We start from the raw sequence: 16282 nt of genomic DNA, 5'->3' as shown, positions 1-16282 counted from the left end.
CCCGGACCGGTCTGTCTTCTCTTTCGTTTCATTTCTATTATTCTGCTACGAATACTTCTTTTCCCATACCGCAGATCGGGCATACCCAGTCTTCCGGAAGGTCTTCAAAAGCTGTTCCCGGTGCAATTCCGTTATCCGGATCACCTACTTCCGGGTCATATACATATCCGCATGGTTCGCAAACATATTTCTGCATTTTATATTCTCCTTTCTTCCTATGCAAATAGTAAGAATTACTATTTTTATTTATGACCAGTATAATCTATATTACAAAAAAAATCTATCCCTAAATTTGTTTTTTAATAAATTATTTACATTTTTCCGGCAAGCCATACACTCGCCGCAAGTCCGGCCGCCGTCGCAATCATCGCTCCGGCCAGTGTATATCTTGTCTTTTTCACCTTTGCAGTCATAAAATACACAGACATCGTATAAAAAATCGTCTCCGTACACGCCATGGAGATGGAGGCGATCCTCCCTATGTAAGAGTCTGTCCCGAATTCCTTGTAAATATCCGTCAAAAGTCCGGTAGCCGCCGACGAGGAAAACATTTTGACGACAGAAAGAGGTACCAGCTCTCCCGGGAATCCGATTTTCTCCGTCCACTGTCCCAGAATTCCGGACAGAAACTCCAGAAAACCTGAGGCCCGGAGTACTCCCACTGCCACCATCAGCCCTACGAGTGTCGGCATGATCTTCAACACCGTATAAACCCCATCCTTCGCCCCTTTGATAAATGTCTCGTAAACCTGTACCCGTTCCAGAATTCCGGAGACAACAATCGTAAAAATCAGAAAAGGGACGATGTACTGAGACAGAAATAAAACAAACTGCATATTCTGTGCTCCTTCGCATATCGTCCCTTAATTATACGCACACTGTTCCGTTTTATGATTCCGCTTCCCGGTTTTGCTCCAGTCCCTTCATGATTTTAAAGTACATGACCAGAAGCAGGCTTCCCGCAAGAATCCATGCCATCGGACTGGCAAGGCAGGCGCCCACGTAACTTCTGTGACGTGAGGCAATCATTGCCACCACACCTCTTCCGATCAATTCGGCAATTCCCGCAGTCATCGGGAGGAATCCGTATCCCATTCCCTGAATTCCGTTGCGGTACAGGTTCACCACAGTCAGCGGGATGAAGAATACAGACACACAGATCAGATACGTCCGGACTCCGCCGATTACCTGCGGTACATCCGCAGCTTCTACAAAGAGATACGTAAGATAATGTCCGCCCAGGACCATCAGTACCGCAACCACAACCGAATAGACGGAACCGATGATGGTTGCCGAGCGGAATCCCCGCCGGATTCTTTTGATATCTCCCGCTCCCATATTCTGGGCACAATAGGTCGCCATGGCCGTTCCAAGAGCCACATAGGCCTGAGTTACAATCTGCTCGATCTTGCTGGCTGCCGTAAAGGCCGCAACGGAGATGGAGCCGAGCAGATTCAGCGCGGACTGCACCATCATTGTCCCGATAGCAGTAATCGAATACTGAAGCGCCATCGGAAATCCGATCCGCATCTGTGTCCTCAAAAGATCTCCTTCCACTTTCCAGTCTTCTTTGTGGAGATGCAGATGCGGCACCGCCTTCCAGATGTAAATCAGACATGCCGCCCCCGACACGCCCTGAGAAATGACAGTCGCATAAGCCGCCCCTGCCGGTCCCATGCCAAAACAGATGATGAACACCAGATCCAGCACGACGTTCAGAAGCGCCGCCAGAATCAGAAAATAAAGCGGTGTCCGGCTGTTGCCGAGTGCTCTTAAAATACTGGAAAGCAGATTATAAAGTACCTGGGCAAAAATCCCGGCACAGATAATGACAATATATTCGTACGCATAGTCAAAAATGTCTTCCGGCGTATTCAGAAGTCTCAACAGGTCTTTCATAAAGATCACGCTGGCCGCTGTCATCACCACGGAGACAATCAACGACAGAATCGCGGCAGACGCCACTGTTTTCCTCATTGCATTCATATCGCCTGCACCGAATTTCTGCGCCGTCAACACGGTAAACCCGGCAGTCAGCCCGATCAGAAATCCGATAATCAGGAAATTGATCGTCCCTGTCGCCCCGACTCCTGCAAGTGCCTTTGTCCCGACAAATTTCCCGACAACCACGGCATCCACCATATTATAAAACTGCTGGAACACATTTCCTATAAAAACCGGCATCGTAAACCGGACAATCAGCTTTCCGGGACTTCCCTTTGTCATATTGTTTTCCATAGCTGTTCTCCCTTCTCGCATTCCTTTTTTTACTCATATTTTTCCATTCTACCGCTCCGCATGTAATCGCGCAATCCCCTTTTTTATTTACAATTCTTTTTTCTCATGCTACACTCAAGAAAAACCGCTCAGGGGAGGGGATTATATGGACCAGATACAGACTTTTTCAGAATTTAACAGTAATCTTTTTCAGGAAATTTATATGCTTTTCTGCGGAATGCAGGATTGCCCGCCCCTTTATTCCTATGGACCTGCTGTCCGGGACTCCTACATATTTCATATATGCACAAAAGGAAAGGGAACTTTTTATTCCGGAGAAAACAGTTATTCCATCGAAACGGGGCAGGGCTTTTTGATTCGGCCTGACAGGCTCACCTTCTATCAGGCCGATGAGACGGATCCGTGGAGTTATGTCTGGGTTTCCGTTGCCGGCACCGACATTGCCCGCTACTTCGAGCTGATCGGAATCACGCCGGACCACCCGGTCTTTACCTGCCCGGACCCGGAGAAGGCAAAGAGCTATGTCCTGGATATGATCGCCCACCATAAGATGAGCTTCCAGAATGAAATTTATATTCAAGGGGTTCTGTTGCAGTTTCTGGCCCTCCTGATCGAAGGCTCCGGCTACAAAAGCAAAAGCAGTAAAAAGGTTGCAGACGTCTATGTCAGCCAGGCCATTTCCTATATATATAAGAACTACCAGAACCCGGTATCCGTTCAGGAAATCGCAGACTTTCTATCCCTCAACCGGAGTTATCTGACGGAACTGTTCTTAAAGACTGTACACCTGTCTCCACAGCAGTTTCTCGTCAAATACCGCATGACCAAGGCGTGTGAACTCCTGGAAAATACCAGTCTCCCCATTGAACACATTGCCTATTCCTGCGGATACTCCAGCACCTTTTCTTTCTCCAAGGCATTCCGGAAGGTCAATGGAACAAGCCCTTCCCGGTACCGCCAGGATAAGAAAACGAATCCTTATTCGATGGAGCTTAAGAGATACAGCCGGGACTGATAGTCCCCGTTCTTTCCGTTGTACTTCTCTTTATTCTCCCCGGAGGAGGCATCGGACACATTCAGGCCGTACCAGAGAAGTTCATCTCCGTAGAGATCTTCCTCGTATTTTCCTGGCTCCATCCCGGCGACATGATACTTCCGGTCCGGATCCAGCCCCTGAAGCCTGACTTTTTTATACGGTCCGTTCACAGACTGCAGGACCTTGTAATATCCGACAATCGCCCGGGTTTTATCTTCTGATACGACCATCCACGCCGTCTCATTTCCCTCAAACGGACTTAACAGCCGGTAAAAAGTGCCGTACTGAATCAGGTGACGGTACTGTTTCATAAACGTAATCTGTGCTTTGACCTCTTCTTTTTCTTCTTCTGTCAGCCTGTTTGGATCCAGCTCATACCCAAAAGTTCCAAAATACGCCACATTCGCACGTGTTTCCAGAGACGTGTTTCGAAGCAGCTGATGATTCGGCACCGCAGACACATGGGCTCCCATGCTGCTGACCGGATAGACAAAAGAGGTTCCGTACTGGATTTTGCATCGCTCTACCGCATCCGTATCATCAGATGTCCAACACTGCGGCGCATAGTAAAGAAGTCCCGGATCAAATCTCGCCCCGCCGCTTGCGCAGGACTCAAACAGGATTTCCGGAAATTCCTTCGTCAGCATATCGTAAAGCCGGTACACACCCAGTATGTACTTGTGCATGACTTTTCCCTGATCCTTTGCACCGGCACCCGCCGAATACACTTCAGACATACTCCGGTTCATATCCCATTTAATATAGGAAATCGGAGCTTCTGTCAGAACCTTTTTCATCTGTTCAAAGATCGCGTTCACAACTTCTTCTCTGGAAAAATCAAGGACATACTGATTACGTCCCACCGACACCTTTCTTCCCGGCACTGACAAAATCCAGTCTGGATGCTCCCTGTAAAGCCTGCTTTCTTTATTCGTCATTTCCGGCTCAAACCAGAGTCCGAATTTCAGTCCCATTTCCTCTACCCTTCTGGCCACTCCCGTAATGCCATCCGGCAATTTTTCCAGATTCGGATACCAGTCGCCCAGAGAAGAGGTGTCGTCATTACGCTTTCCAAACCATCCGTCATCCAGCACAAACAGTTCCACTCCAAGCTCTTTTGCTGTTTTTACAATTTCAAGAATCTTGTCCTCGTCAAAATCAAAATAGGTTGCTTCCCAGTTGTTGATGAGAACCGGTCTTTCCCGGTCTCTCCAGAATCCTCTTGCAAGGCGGCTCCGGTAAAGCGTATGATATGCCTGGCTCATACCATTCAGTCCGTGATCCGAATATACCATCACAGCCTCCGGAGTCTGGAAGGTCTCTCCCGGTCTCAGATTCCAGGAAAAAGTATCCGGATGAATTCCCATCGTCACTCTTGTTGTGTCATACGTGTCGACATCCGCCTGCGCAAGGAAATTTCCGCTGTAGACCAGGCTGAACCCATAGACTTCTCCATTTCCCTCTGTCGTCTCCTCCCGCTTCAAAGCCAGAAACGGATTATAATTGTGGCTGCTGCATCCACGCAGACTGTATACTGCCTGCACTCCATGCTCCAGCTTTCTCTCCTTGACCGAACGTTCCCTTGCCCATGCTCCGGTCAGCTCGATCATCTCAAAATCCATATCCGGAAGATCAACACTCATACTCATTGCCCGGTCCAGAACAATTTCCTGATCTCCCTTCTGCGTAATCTTCGCACTACGTGCAACTGCCGGAACATTCGCAAAGATTGTATAATATAAAGTAATTTCCGTACCGGATACCTGATCTTCCAGATACAGTTCGAGTGTATCCGCTTCCTCTTCTTTCTCTACATAGGTTGCCGGCAGTCCGGAAAGCTCCGGTTTTCCCTGATAAATGCTGTGTCCTTTGTAAAGGAACTCGGATATCCGGCTGCCGTTTTCCTGAAGAATCTCAAGAGCCGGATATCTCATATCCCCTGATCCGTACACCGGGTATTCCTGCTTGATGTGCTCCATGGAAAATTCCAGTTTTCCTTCAAACGGGCATACAGACATCGGTCTTGCCCGGAAATTCAACATATGCGCAAAACTCTCCCTGTCCCGTAATTTCTTTCCAAAATAAATATGTCCGATCTGTCCATTCTCCAGTACATTCAAAATATAGCTGATGTTCTGATTATACAGATGAAATTCCATCGATGATTTGTGAAAACAAACCGCCATCTCTGCTCCTCCTTTTTCCCCTGATCTTGCGATCCGTAATCTTCTCGTTTTTACTACAACTAATTATAATCATTTCACACTTTTATGCCAGTTCAAGATGTCAGGTAAATATGTCCAAATGTCAGGTAAATGATTATGTACTAAAAATGTTTCCGCCGTAACAAGAAAGAGGAAGACAGCATCAAACCTGATGTCGCCCTCCTCTTTGGAAGTCTCCTCATCTTAACTTGTCCTTGTCTCCCGGCTTTCCAGCGTTCTCTACCGCTGGAACCAGACATCTGCTCCTGTAACCGTATGAATCCTCTGTCCGTACGGTTATTTTTCTTTTTTGACTCTTGAAACCGTATACTTTCTTTGTCTCATACGGTTACTTTTTCCTTTCTTAGCATTTAATCCGTACACTTTATTTGTTCCGTACGGTTACTTTTCTCTTTTCTGGCATTTGATCCGTACAGATGTCTTATTCTCTACCGCTGCTTTTTACCCTTTTAAAGATGTAACCGTACAGATGTCTTCTTTTGTACGGTTACATCTTCCTATCTTACAAAGCTCATTTGCCAGACAGATCAGGCAGGTCGATACCCCGCCGTATCCCGGCTTATCATCAATAAAAATCAGTCTGCGTCCCATTTTTATACCTCCTTATTCCGCACTTCAAGGATCAGCCCTCTCTTTGCCAGCCGGTCTATATATTCAGAAATCTCTTTCTGATTTTCCTCATCCAGATTGGCATTCCACTCATCGAAAAGGAACAGCCTCACGGACGGATCTTTCATCCGGTCGAGCACTTCCTCCACATTCGCCCGCAGACGTTGTCCTGTAGAATATTCCTTCTCATTACTGTCCTCAAAAAACAATCTCGTATGGTTAGGAAACAGATAAGCCCGATCTCCAAAATACTCTTTGATCCGCATCAGAACTGTTGTTTTCCCGCTTCCGTTTGTTCCGGTAATCAGAATCCGCCCATACCTTTCCTCTTCTGCACAATCCTGTAAAAATTCCAGAAAATTTTCCACATTCTCGAAGCGAAGTTCCACATCACCTGAGGAAAACCGGAGATTCTCCCAACGGATCGTCCCATGATATTGATTTTCTTTCTCCACAGCTGATGCTGCATGATCGATGTTCCGAACCTTTTCCCGGATTCCGACCAGTTCGGTAACATATTCCACTATGACGCTCAGATACTGAATGTTGCTCACCTGCCGTGGAAGCGTTACAATGACAGACGTCATCCGGCCCACGTTTCCTGCACTGTCCGCCAACGTCCACAGCACTACCAGAATCATCGGAAAGATACTTCCAACCATAATCAGAAGAGACAGTATATTATTACTGAAACGGTACTGTGTCTCTGTCTTCTCCGCTTTGGCAACGGTCCGCCCAAACACCTCTTTCCACCGGCTCCAGTTATAGCGGTTTCCAATCAGGAGAGTATCCCAGCCGTCAAACAATCTATTCTGCACAGCACTCTGTGCTTCCTGCGCTCCGGCACTCTTACGGACAATTTTTCCCCTTGCCGTCAGAATTCCCGCTGCAATCACCGCTGCTGCACAAAGATATGCAGCAAAAAACCACGGACTCAAAGACCAGCCAATGACGAGGACATTGAAAATCACATTCAAAACCGTCGCCATCAGATCTCCAAAGAATTCGTATGTTTTCTCAATAGTCTGCCACGTCTGATTCTGGAAATACGATTGTCGCTCTCCTCCAAATGCATGACTTGTTTTCAACGACGGCTGATTATATAAATTGCTCTCATAAAGAGAAAGATATCTCTGAAACGTTGCATATTCCGCTTTTACCATATATTTCTGACTGAAAATCCGGGATACAAATACCAGGACGAGAGAAAGCACAAAGACCCCAAACCAGATCATGCCCTCCCCTTTCAGGATTTCCGAGCTCAGGGCAATCATTGCATAGGTGGATGTCGCGGCAATCAGCTGTTCCAAGATAGTAAAAACCAGGAATAAAATACTGAATTTATTAACAAAATGTCTCATATACATCACCTACTTTTCCTTAGTACTATCAATACACTTACCGCACTCACACCAAAGCCAACAGCCAGAAAAATTAAAAACTGCTCTATTGTCACAATTTCCAGAAGAATTCCAAAAATACCATAAATAACTCCAGAACACAGCGACCGTATCAAGGACATCACGGATAAAATCGTTGCCCTGTTTCTTTCTACAATCCATTCCTGTATGATGCTGTCCGCCACAGTAAAAATGATTTCCGGCACAAAGCATAAAATTAACGAAATCACAAAAAACAGTCCCTTATTCTGAACCTGGGACAACCATAAAAATCCCAAACACTCTGTTATCAGAGCCAGAAAGATGATCCTGCTTCTGTTAAAAATTCGATTCAGCGGACTCACTGCCAGATAGGCAAACGAATTCCCTATGTACGATAGGGAGAAAAACAAACCGATCGCCGACACGCTGATCCCAACTGATTCCAGAATCAGCTGATTCAGATTGTAATAACCGCACGCTATTCCATCAATCATACTGATGCCAATAAAGAAAAGGAGGAACATTCCAAGCGGCCGGTATAAAATATTGTCTTTCAACGTTTTTATCAGTTTTCCTGTGCTTTTTTCTCTTTCTGCAAACGGCATGAGGTCTTTCACTCTGCACATAAATCCTGCTGCCACTATCAGAATCAGCATTGTCAAAAGATACGGAAGATTCCAGGAATACTGCGCAAGCTGAGCTCCGATAAAAATTGCACCGCCCATAACAGCCGACTGCGCCGCAAGAATTCTGGAATTAATCTTCAAATACTGATCTTCCATCTTCCGGCTTGCAAGCATCTGATAAAGTAAGGCCGAATCACTGCCGGAAATAAAAGTATACGCAACTGCTTCCAGACCTGCCAACAATATCAGCCAGACTTTCTCCTGCGCTGCTACCATCAGTCCCGCCTGACATACCAGCAATATCGTTCCTGTAATAATGGAATTTTTCCTTCCGATCCGGTCTCCAATATATCCCGTCGGCACCTCGCTGACCGCTGTACATATATTGTAGACGACAGAATACATCGAAACTTCCACGATCGAAAGCCCTTTTTGCTGTAGATAAATCAAAAAATACCCCGCGTCAGGATCGCCGCACTGGTAATGGAATAAATATAATAGTATAGTAGATTTCTGTTGGATTTCATTGTTGTATGTTTCCTTACATGTGAATATGTCATCATTATATCAAAGCTGTTCCATACTTTGTAGGGAAACTGTCAAAACGACTTAAATAAGCCAAAAACGGAGAAAGGGTCATAATCACCCTTTCTCCACCCTGCTATTATCCACTCTTTTATTCTGCCATCTGTGTCCGATAATCTTTCCACGCTTTCTCTGCTGCCGCTGCTGCTTCCTGCCGCAGCTGATTTTCATCTGTCTCTTCGCCACCTATAATCTGACTTTGCAAATTTCCCACGGCCGAATATAAATTGTGTTCTACCTGGGTCAAAAAATAAGAGCCGTACATTTTTGTTAATAATTCTTCAAAATCATATACTCCATGTGCTCCAGGTTCTGTTGTTTCGGCAGCCTCCTGCTCCGCCTTCTCTTTCGCCTCCATATAAGCATCCTGCAGCTTTTGATCCGGTACGGTAAACAGCATTTCCAGCACTGTTGTCAACGTTTTCTGTTCCGGTGATTCCTGTTCTGTGACCCATATCTAATAGTCCGATTAACTTTCCAGAACTTGTACCAGTAATTTTAATTAATCACTCATATTCTCTTCTTTATAACTCATTGGTATCACTCCCTAAAATGCTGTGTTTTTATTTCTTTCATATTTATCTGTTATTTTGTTTCAATATATCATTTTTTCTGTACATTTACAATCTATGCATTCTTAATATATCAACAATTTATTATTTGCATCCTAAAACGGAAAATTGTCCTCTCTCTTTGTCTTTTCAGAAAAATTTTATCTTTCACCGGCTTGCCTTGCCCTTCTTTTCATGCTATTCTGAGATCGTCTGAAAAGCTGTCTGCTTTTCTATCATTCACGGCATTCGCCGAACAATCCAATTCATAACAAAAAACATGGCCGGGATCTCTGTCTGTAAAGAATACGTTTTCTGTGGGACATCTCTTTTCTGCTGTTTGAAATTATGTTAGACTACAAGAAACAGAAACAGTTTTCTTCTGACAGGTGCCGGACCGCCACAGGAAGGAGACTGTTTATGCAAACAAACGAAGTCGAAATCAAAACCATTCAAACCACTTCGGAAGAAGAATTTATTATGAAGCCTTACATCGACTGGTGCTTCAAAGAGTTGATGCGCAATCCAAAAACAAGAACCGGATTCATCGCTGCATTGTTGCGTCTTCCTCCGGAACAGATCGGCAGGACAACGATCCTGGAAAACGAGCTTTCCAAAAGAACAGAGGAAGAAAAGCAAGGTGTTCTGGATGTCCGTGTCCTTCTGGAAAGCGGTACTCAGCTGGATATCGAAATGCAGGTTCTCTATATAGAATACTGGGATGATCGAAGTCTTTTTTATTTAAGTAAAATGTTTTCCAGCCAGCTCCAAAAGGGCGAATCTTATGACAAACTTCAAAAATGTATACAGGTTGGCGTCCTGAATTTTACCTATTTTAAAAAAGACAATTTCTGTCACAGAAGGGTCCGGTTCTATGATGAAGCAACCGGAGATCTGTACAGCGAAAAGCTGGAGCTTCAGATACTGGAACTTCCCAAAATTCCAAAAGAGTACCACCATCCTGACGGCATTATTGCATGGATGAAATTCTTCCGCGGCGGCAATAAGAAGGAGATGGAAGAAATGGCAAAGGGAAATGCATACCTTGAATCGGCCTACGAAGATCTTATGGAGATGAGTCAGGATGAGAAAAAACGCCTGGCATATGAAGCCCGGGAACGGGCCCTGCGCGATCAGCTCGCCTTGCAGCATCAGACTGAAAAAATATTTCAGCAGATCGCAGAAGTACAAGGAGAATTAGATAAAGCTAAGGACACACTTGCCGAAACCAAGGGACAACTCTCTGAAACTCAGGGACAGCTCTCCAAAACTCAGGGACAGCTCTCCAAAACTCAGGGACAGCTCTCTGAAACTCAGGGACAGCTCTCTGAAACTCGGGGACAGCTCTCTGAAACTCGGGGACAACTCTCTGAAACTCGGGGACAGCTCTCTGAAACTCGGGGACAGCTCTCTGAAACTCAGGAACAACTCTCTGAAACTCAAAAACAGCTCGCAGAGGCTCATGCACAGAATGACGTTGCCCACGATCAGGGACGTAAAGATGCGATTATCGATTTGTATCAAAAAGGTCTCCTTAACCTGGAACAGGCAGCATCCTCATATGGTATGTCGACAGAAGATTTTCAAAAACTGATCTTTTAATTAGAGCAGTTGGTGGTTAATATCAATTTTTATTTTCTGATAAGAAAAGACAGCCCCGGAGAGTCTGGACTTTTTCAAGTACTATGCTCTCCCTGGGACTGTCTATTCTTTTTTGAAGTCTTTATTTCATCCGCCTGAAAGTTGCTTTTTATTTCATCTTCACCAGATGAAAATAGGACGGATAAATTCCCGGAACAATGTTGGAAATCTGGTTTCCATTTTTCGGAGATGTCGATGTATGCCAAAACCGGTTTTCACTTGATGTTCTTCCCCAGAAAAATCCGATGTGGCAGTCTGCTCCCGGCTGATTCCAGTTTACAGGTTCACAGTAAATGATATCCCCCTGTTCTGCTTTTCCGGATTTCAAAAGAGCAGATACTGAATTGTATGTATAATACTCCACATTGGCTTTTTTGAAATAACGAAACCAGTTTGATGCGTTACATGCTCCGCCCCACAGCCCCATCTTGCCAATTGGCGCAAGATTGCCTCCGCATTTCTGCGTAACATAGGCAACAAACCCGGTACAGTTCATTCCACTGTAGCCATCAGCCCGTCTGTCACCATTCGGGTAAAGAATCTCGTGCATATTCAACGGGTTTTTCATTGGTTGATACGGAGTTCCCAGATAATAAGAATCATTTTGGTGTGCACTCAGTTCTTTTACAATCTTTGTTCCGTCAAATCCAAGTGCTTCGGAAAAAGACTTTGTCTTCTTCACCGGTACTGTCTGCTTTTTCTTGAAAGCATTACTTGTACTTCCCGGTGCTCCCTTTGTTTTTGGAACCAGCATAATTTGAAGTGCTTCCATACGGTAAGCATATCCTTCACTTCCAGAAGCCTGTCCGTTTTTCGCCCATCCAAGCCATCCGAAATTCTGGACATGCGCCCGGTAATAAATATCGTAGCACTTCGCAGCCTCTCCGGTCAGGCGAATCTTAACCGCCTCCATTCTCAGGCTTTTGGCCTGCGTTCCTGCCTGCTGTCCATTCTTCTTAAATCCCTGCCAGCCTATATTCTGGACATGTGCCGAGTATTCAATTCCGCCGGAAAGTTTCTGTGAATCCGCTGTATCAAGCCACATGGTCATAGCTTCCAGCCTCAGACTCTTTCCAACTGTTCCCATAATCTGCCCGTTGACGGATGTATTTGTATTTCCAATCTTTTGAACATGCCCGCGATAAGTCAAATCCATATTCGTATATGCTTTGATAAATCCCCTTGTTCCTGCTGCCGGTGATGGATCGCCTTTTTCCACAAGCCGGATCATACAGCTTTCCATCCGTGAACTCAGTGCAGAACTTCCTGCCGGAGCGCCGTTTTTCACCCAGTCCAGCCATCCATAATTTTGGATATGTACACGATAATAAATATCATACTGCTCGGCAAGCTCTCCCGTCAGGCGGATCTCAATCGCTTCCATCCGCTTCGATTGTCCCTGCGTTCCAGCCAGTTCTCCATCTTTCTTCCAATCCATCCAGCCGTAATCCTGTACATGTGCCCGGTATTCCACGCTTCCCTGAACAGCATCTTCTCCGCCCTGCAGTTTGATTCGGAGCGCTTCCATCCGTCTGTATTTTCCCTCAGTACCGGCCAGTTCACTCTCTTGTCTCCAGTTCTGCCAGCTCTCATTCTGGACATGTGCCTGATACGTAAGTGCCGGTTTCGCTGATCTTACTTTTTCTTTCGGAAGTTCCTGCACCTCCGTCACTGCCTGTTCCGCAGGCTCTTCACTCTCAGGTGCCTTCTCTGTATACGGATTTTCCGTTATGTTACCTTCCTCACTTGCCGGTTCTTCTTCCAAAACGTCTCCCGGAATGTTGTCCGGATTTTCTTCTACGGTTTCATCCTGGTCTTCTCCCGGGACTTCATCCGGTGTCATTCCTTCTTCCAGCTGTTCATCCTTTTCTGAATCTTCCCCGGTCTCTTCCTCTTTTCCGGATTCTGCCCCTTCCTCCGGCTGACTCATATCCTCTTCATTTTCCACACTTTCGGTATTTTTCAGTCCATTTTCCACAGATTCCTCTGCTGTAATGTAATCTTCCTGTGCATTGACAGAAAGCGGCACACTGGATACCGCCAGTGCCGCCGTCAAAAACAATACTGCTGTTCTTTTCATTCCTTACCCCCACTGAATTTATTATCCTATTCTCTCAAAAGCAATCGGAATTCCTCGTTCCGATTCGCAATATATGGTTTCGCCCTGCGACGTCCATACTCTTCCACGATCATACCACTTTCCCTTTGGAAGGTAAAGGCTCCTTCCGGTTTTCCCTTTCTCATAAACCGGCGAAACCAGATATTTTCCTCCTAACATGAACTGATCCGTCACGTTTTCCACATGTTCCTCCGGAAATTCATATGCCAGATATCGAATCAACGGTTCACCTGTAACGCTGGTCTTTCTGAGTTCTTCCATAATATACGGCAGAAATTTCTTCCGCACCTCAATGCTTTTCAAAATGCATGCAAAGTTTTTTCGGCTCAGGATCCTGAACGGCGCCGCCGAAAACTGCATGGCAGGCATCAGACAGGCAATCTCGCAATGCCTGACAAACAGTTCTTCATCCAGTCCGGCTTTCTCCATGTTCTGGAAATTCAGATATTCTCCCCCTCCGATCATATCCGGACACCCATAAGCATGCCCCGTAATTCCCTGAAGCAGCGTGTCCGGAATCAAAGATGCAATTCCATTTTCTCCCCAGGAATGATCCTTGTCGCAGAGCCGCTGTAAAAGCGCATATCCCCCTGCCCGAAAAGATGCCCGGTACTCATTGTACGGATATTGTTCCCCGAACTCCGCCCAAAGTCTGGACTGTTCATCCGGCGTCACCCTTCCGAACGTTACATTATCATCCCGGTAATACATGCTGTCCCCTGCATCAAACTTAAATCCATCCACCCCCATGTCTGTAAGTGCATCGAGCTGACATTTCAGCCATTGTACTGCCTTTGGATTGGAAAAATCCAGAACTGCCGAATATCCATTCCACCATTTTGCGATGTACGGCTCCCCTTCCGGCGTCCGGATGAGAATTCCCTGATCCCTCGCCTCCCGGTATTTCAGCGAATCCGGCGATACATACGGACAGACCCATACCATAACCTGATATCCCATCCCGTGGAGCTTCTCTATCATCTGCTCCGGATGCGGAAACTTTCCGCTGTGAAATCTCCAGTCTCCATAGCATTCCGCCCAGCCATCGTCAATCATCAGAACTCCGGGCGGCATCCTGCTTTCCAGAATCCGGCCGGCATATGCGAGAATATCCTCCTCATTCTGATGATAAGTAAGCTCGATCCATGTATTGTAAATAATTCTCCCAAACAGATTTTCCGCCGGCATTCCCCGAAATGGAAAATGCTTCTGCATGGCATGCAGATAGGCCTCCCGAAGGCCGCCTCCTGTCTCTTCCAGCTGATAGGAATCCGGGACCTCTATAACGCCGCTTCTGATCCTGATGTGAAATCCCTCCTCAGACCAGAGGCAGCGCCCTTTTGTCGACACCAGAAGAGGCATCTCCTGATTCGGCGTTGGATTACTGGTCAAATCCAGCTCCGTTTCCGTATCCGGACCAATCGGCATCCTCATCCCATATTTCACACAGGTACCATACCAGAATTCATTTCCTTGAAACTTAATCTTCATTTAAACTCCCCCTGTTTTTCTTTTGCGTAATATACCAGATCCATGCCATCTTTTTGCTTTTGTATAAAAAGATTCGACCATCTTGATAGCTTCCTGGGCATATCCGTACCCCTGATATTCTGGCAGAATAAAGATCTGTTTCAAAACACAACGTTTTTCAAAATCACAGATTCTGACTGCTCCAATATGTTTTTCTCCATTGGCTTTTTCTAAAATCAAATCCATAACCTTTTCCTTTCCTGTATATTTTCCGCGTTCCTCATGAGTTAAGTATATATGCAAAGGTTGAAAATGCCAATCCCATACCTTGCTTTTTTCCTGCTCGTGATATTCCTCTTGCCAGACATTTTCCAGAATTCTATAATTAATTTATATCGTGGAATGAGATTTAAAAAGGTAATAAAATATGAACTGTATAAGTAAAGAAAGAAAAAGCTGCATTACAGAATTGAATAAAATGGCATTGCCGTTAATCGCAGGTTCCATCACAAGTATCTTGATGGGAATCATTGATCAGGCTTTTATCGGACATATTTCCTTAGAGGCCTATGCCGGTGTCGGACTTGTCTATTCCTGCATCAACAGTCTCGTAGGTGTTCTCGGTGCATTTTCGATCGTCTTTAATATTTGCGGTTCTAATCTAAAAGGAAGAAATGATTTAAAAGGTATCAGCGAAGAGTTTTCCCTTCTCCTGATTCTGTGCGGAGGCATCGGATTCGGGCTTTTTATTCTGTTTAATATATTCTGCAATCCGATTTTACATAAAGGCTTCGGATTAACTGGTAAAACTCTGCAGGAAGCGTCAGAATATCTTAGGATTTTCAGTTTTTCCATTCCACTGAATTTAGTCATCTTTCTGTATTCAAGCGTATTCAAAATATTTAAAAAAACGAACCATATCTTTGCCACAACCTTGTTTATAAATATACTGGGTGTGTGTTTAGACTATATTTTGATTTATGGAAAACTGGGCCTTCCTGCGTTTGGAGCAAAAGGTGCCGCATTAGGAAGTATACTGTCTCTGATTGTGTATCTAGGCATCTATAGTTATACAGCACGCCATCTTGTTCAGATTGATCTGCGGATTCCTCAGATATTAAAGAAAATAAAAGACAAGATCCGCTTTTCCATTCCATTTTTAGCTCAGGAATTCATGGAAGATATCTTATTTGTAGTGGGATTGAATATGATTGTGGCCCGGATCGGCACAGTAGAATTGTCAGCATACAATCTGATTCTGCAAATCATTTCGATTATACAAATGCCCATGTTTGGCTATTCCACAGCCACGGTTTCTTTAGTAAGTGAGGCTTTCGGAAATGGCAGCCATAAAAAGGCAAAACAGATCAAAAATACAGCAACGATACTGTCTTTAAGCTGTTTCGCCTTAATGTTTCTTGTTCTGATAAACTGTGATTCTTATATTATTACTTTTATCTCAGATGAAGCAGAAGTCGTGTCCCTGGCACAATTCTGTCTTCCTGCCGCTTTACTTGCCCAGATTTTTAACTATGGACTCAATATCGAAAAGTCAGCTCTGCAGTCTATCAATGAGTCCCGATACACACTGTATGTCACATTTACTATCAATATGATCATACTGTGCCTGTGCGGCGTACTGGTAAAAAACTTATTGCTACTGTATGTCCTTTTAGGTATCGGCTATGCCGCCGTATATTTGATTTTGTATCAGCGGTCCCGCAGAAGGCTGAATGCGGATTTGCGGTAAAAAATAAATTTACTTCTAAAAAACAAAATAATATGTCCTTCTCCAACTCC

At 45.0% G+C, this 16282-nt stretch carries 14 protein-coding genes; 3 read left to right on the top strand and 11 right to left on the bottom strand.

Translation table 11 applies throughout. From position 1 onward, the window contains the following. Positions 1-37 precede the first annotated feature (37 nt). The 3 genes from rd to H6A32_RS12210 form a co-directional block, all read right to left on the bottom strand. Positions 38-196, bottom strand: coding sequence for a rubredoxin (gene rd / locus H6A32_RS12220; protein ID WP_024733984.1), 159 nt, complete (start codon positions 194-196; stop codon positions 38-40). Between the two features lie 115 nt (positions 197-311). Continuing rightward, positions 312-836 carry a spore maturation protein gene (locus tag H6A32_RS12215; RefSeq protein WP_204864457.1) on the bottom strand — a complete coding sequence of 175 codons (525 nt, stop codon included), beginning with the start codon at positions 834-836 and terminating at the stop codon, positions 312-314. A 52-nt stretch (positions 837-888) separates the two neighbouring features. Beyond that, positions 889-2238 carry an MATE family efflux transporter gene (locus H6A32_RS12210; protein ID WP_087169019.1) on the bottom strand — a complete coding sequence of 450 codons (1350 nt, stop codon included), beginning with the start codon at positions 2236-2238 and terminating at the stop codon, positions 889-891. 145 nt (positions 2239-2383) lie between these two features. Between H6A32_RS12210 and H6A32_RS12205 the strand changes: the two genes are divergently transcribed. After that, positions 2384-3253 (top strand): AraC family transcriptional regulator, encoded by an 870-nt coding sequence (locus H6A32_RS12205; protein ID WP_242960217.1) that lies wholly within the window; start codon positions 2384-2386, stop codon positions 3251-3253. On the opposite strand, the gene H6A32_RS12200 is transcribed toward H6A32_RS12205, so the two are convergent. The 5 genes from H6A32_RS12200 to H6A32_RS12180 form a co-directional block, all read right to left on the bottom strand. Beyond that, positions 3217-5460 carry an alpha-galactosidase gene (locus H6A32_RS12200; protein WP_204864456.1) on the bottom strand — a complete coding sequence of 748 codons (2244 nt, stop codon included), beginning with the start codon at positions 5458-5460 and terminating at the stop codon, positions 3217-3219. The two genes, H6A32_RS12205 and H6A32_RS12200, sit on opposite strands and share 37 nt — an antisense overlap. A 480-nt stretch (positions 5461-5940) precedes the next feature. Continuing rightward, entirely contained in the window at positions 5941-6090 is a 150-nt protein-coding gene (locus H6A32_RS12195; protein WP_158099270.1) for a hypothetical protein, read from the bottom strand. Between the two features lie 2 nt (positions 6091-6092). Then, positions 6093-7469, bottom strand: coding sequence for a hypothetical protein (locus tag H6A32_RS12190; RefSeq protein ID WP_204864455.1), 1377 nt, complete (start codon positions 7467-7469; stop codon positions 6093-6095). 5 nt (positions 7470-7474) lie between these two features. Beyond that, entirely contained in the window at positions 7475-8566 is a 1092-nt protein-coding gene (locus H6A32_RS12185) for an MFS transporter (protein ID WP_275950825.1), read from the bottom strand. A gap of 226 nt (positions 8567-8792) precedes the next feature. Continuing rightward, positions 8793-9119 carry a hypothetical protein gene (locus H6A32_RS12180; RefSeq protein WP_087253904.1) on the bottom strand — a complete coding sequence of 109 codons (327 nt, stop codon included), beginning with the start codon at positions 9117-9119 and terminating at the stop codon, positions 8793-8795. 553 nt (positions 9120-9672) lie between these two features. On the opposite strand from H6A32_RS12180, the gene H6A32_RS12175 reads away from it, so the two are divergent. Next, positions 9673-10854, top strand: coding sequence for an Rpn family recombination-promoting nuclease/putative transposase (locus tag H6A32_RS12175; RefSeq protein ID WP_182466606.1), 1182 nt, complete (start codon positions 9673-9675; stop codon positions 10852-10854). Between the two features lie 148 nt (positions 10855-11002). Here H6A32_RS12175 and H6A32_RS12170 read toward each other — a convergent pair whose 3' ends face one another. From H6A32_RS12170 to H6A32_RS12160, 3 genes are read right to left on the bottom strand one after another with little or no spacing between them, the layout of a single operon-like run. Continuing rightward, complete coding sequence (locus H6A32_RS12170; RefSeq protein ID WP_204864453.1) at positions 11003-12973, bottom strand: hypothetical protein; 1971 nt, start codon at positions 12971-12973, stop codon at positions 11003-11005. Positions 12974-12994: 21 nt separating this feature from the next. Next, positions 12995-14503 carry a glycoside hydrolase family 31 protein gene (locus H6A32_RS12165; protein WP_204864452.1) on the bottom strand — a complete coding sequence of 503 codons (1509 nt, stop codon included), beginning with the start codon at positions 14501-14503 and terminating at the stop codon, positions 12995-12997. Further along, positions 14504-14857 (bottom strand): GNAT family N-acetyltransferase, encoded by a 354-nt coding sequence (locus tag H6A32_RS12160; protein WP_207753155.1) that lies wholly within the window; start codon positions 14855-14857, stop codon positions 14504-14506. A 103-nt stretch (positions 14858-14960) separates the two neighbouring features. On the opposite strand from H6A32_RS12160, the gene H6A32_RS12155 reads away from it, so the two are divergent. Continuing rightward, the gene (locus H6A32_RS12155; RefSeq protein WP_158099273.1) at positions 14961-16232 is read left to right on the top strand and encodes an MATE family efflux transporter; all 1272 of its coding nucleotides are present in this window, start codon (positions 14961-14963) and stop codon (positions 16230-16232) included. Positions 16233-16282: the final 50 nt, after the last annotated feature.

The organism is Drancourtella massiliensis (assembly GCF_016900655.1).
In the GTDB taxonomy this organism is placed as follows: Bacteria; Bacillota; Clostridia; order Lachnospirales; family Lachnospiraceae; genus Sellimonas; species Sellimonas catena.
Note: the sequence above shows the minus strand (reverse complement) of the source record. Positions and strands in the feature narration are given on the sequence as shown.

Coding starts and splice junctions, on each gene's coding strand:
- H6A32_RS12200 (WP_204864456.1), bottom strand. CDS start 5,460: ATGGCGGTTTGTTTTCACAAATCATCGATGGAATTTCATCTGTATAAT.
- H6A32_RS12205 (WP_242960217.1), top strand. CDS start 2,384: ATGGACCAGATACAGACTTTTTCAGAATTTAACAGTAATCTTTTTCAG.
- H6A32_RS12155 (WP_158099273.1), top strand. CDS start 14,961: ATGGCATTGCCGTTAATCGCAGGTTCCATCACAAGTATCTTGATGGGA.
- H6A32_RS12190 (WP_204864455.1), bottom strand. CDS start 7,469: ATGAGACATTTTGTTAATAAATTCAGTATTTTATTCCTGGTTTTTACT.
- H6A32_RS12165 (WP_204864452.1), bottom strand. CDS start 14,503: ATGAAGATTAAGTTTCAAGGAAATGAATTCTGGTATGGTACCTGTGTG.
- H6A32_RS12170 (WP_204864453.1), bottom strand. CDS start 12,973: ATGAAAAGAACAGCAGTATTGTTTTTGACGGCGGCACTGGCGGTATCC.
- H6A32_RS12215 (WP_204864457.1), bottom strand. CDS start 836: ATGCAGTTTGTTTTATTTCTGTCTCAGTACATCGTCCCTTTTCTGATT.
- H6A32_RS12175 (WP_182466606.1), top strand. CDS start 9,673: ATGCAAACAAACGAAGTCGAAATCAAAACCATTCAAACCACTTCGGAA.
- rd (WP_024733984.1), bottom strand. CDS start 196: ATGCAGAAATATGTTTGCGAACCATGCGGATATGTATATGACCCGGAA.
- H6A32_RS12195 (WP_158099270.1), bottom strand. CDS start 6,090: ATGGGACGCAGACTGATTTTTATTGATGATAAGCCGGGATACGGCGGG.
- H6A32_RS12210 (WP_087169019.1), bottom strand. CDS start 2,238: ATGGAAAACAATATGACAAAGGGAAGTCCCGGAAAGCTGATTGTCCGG.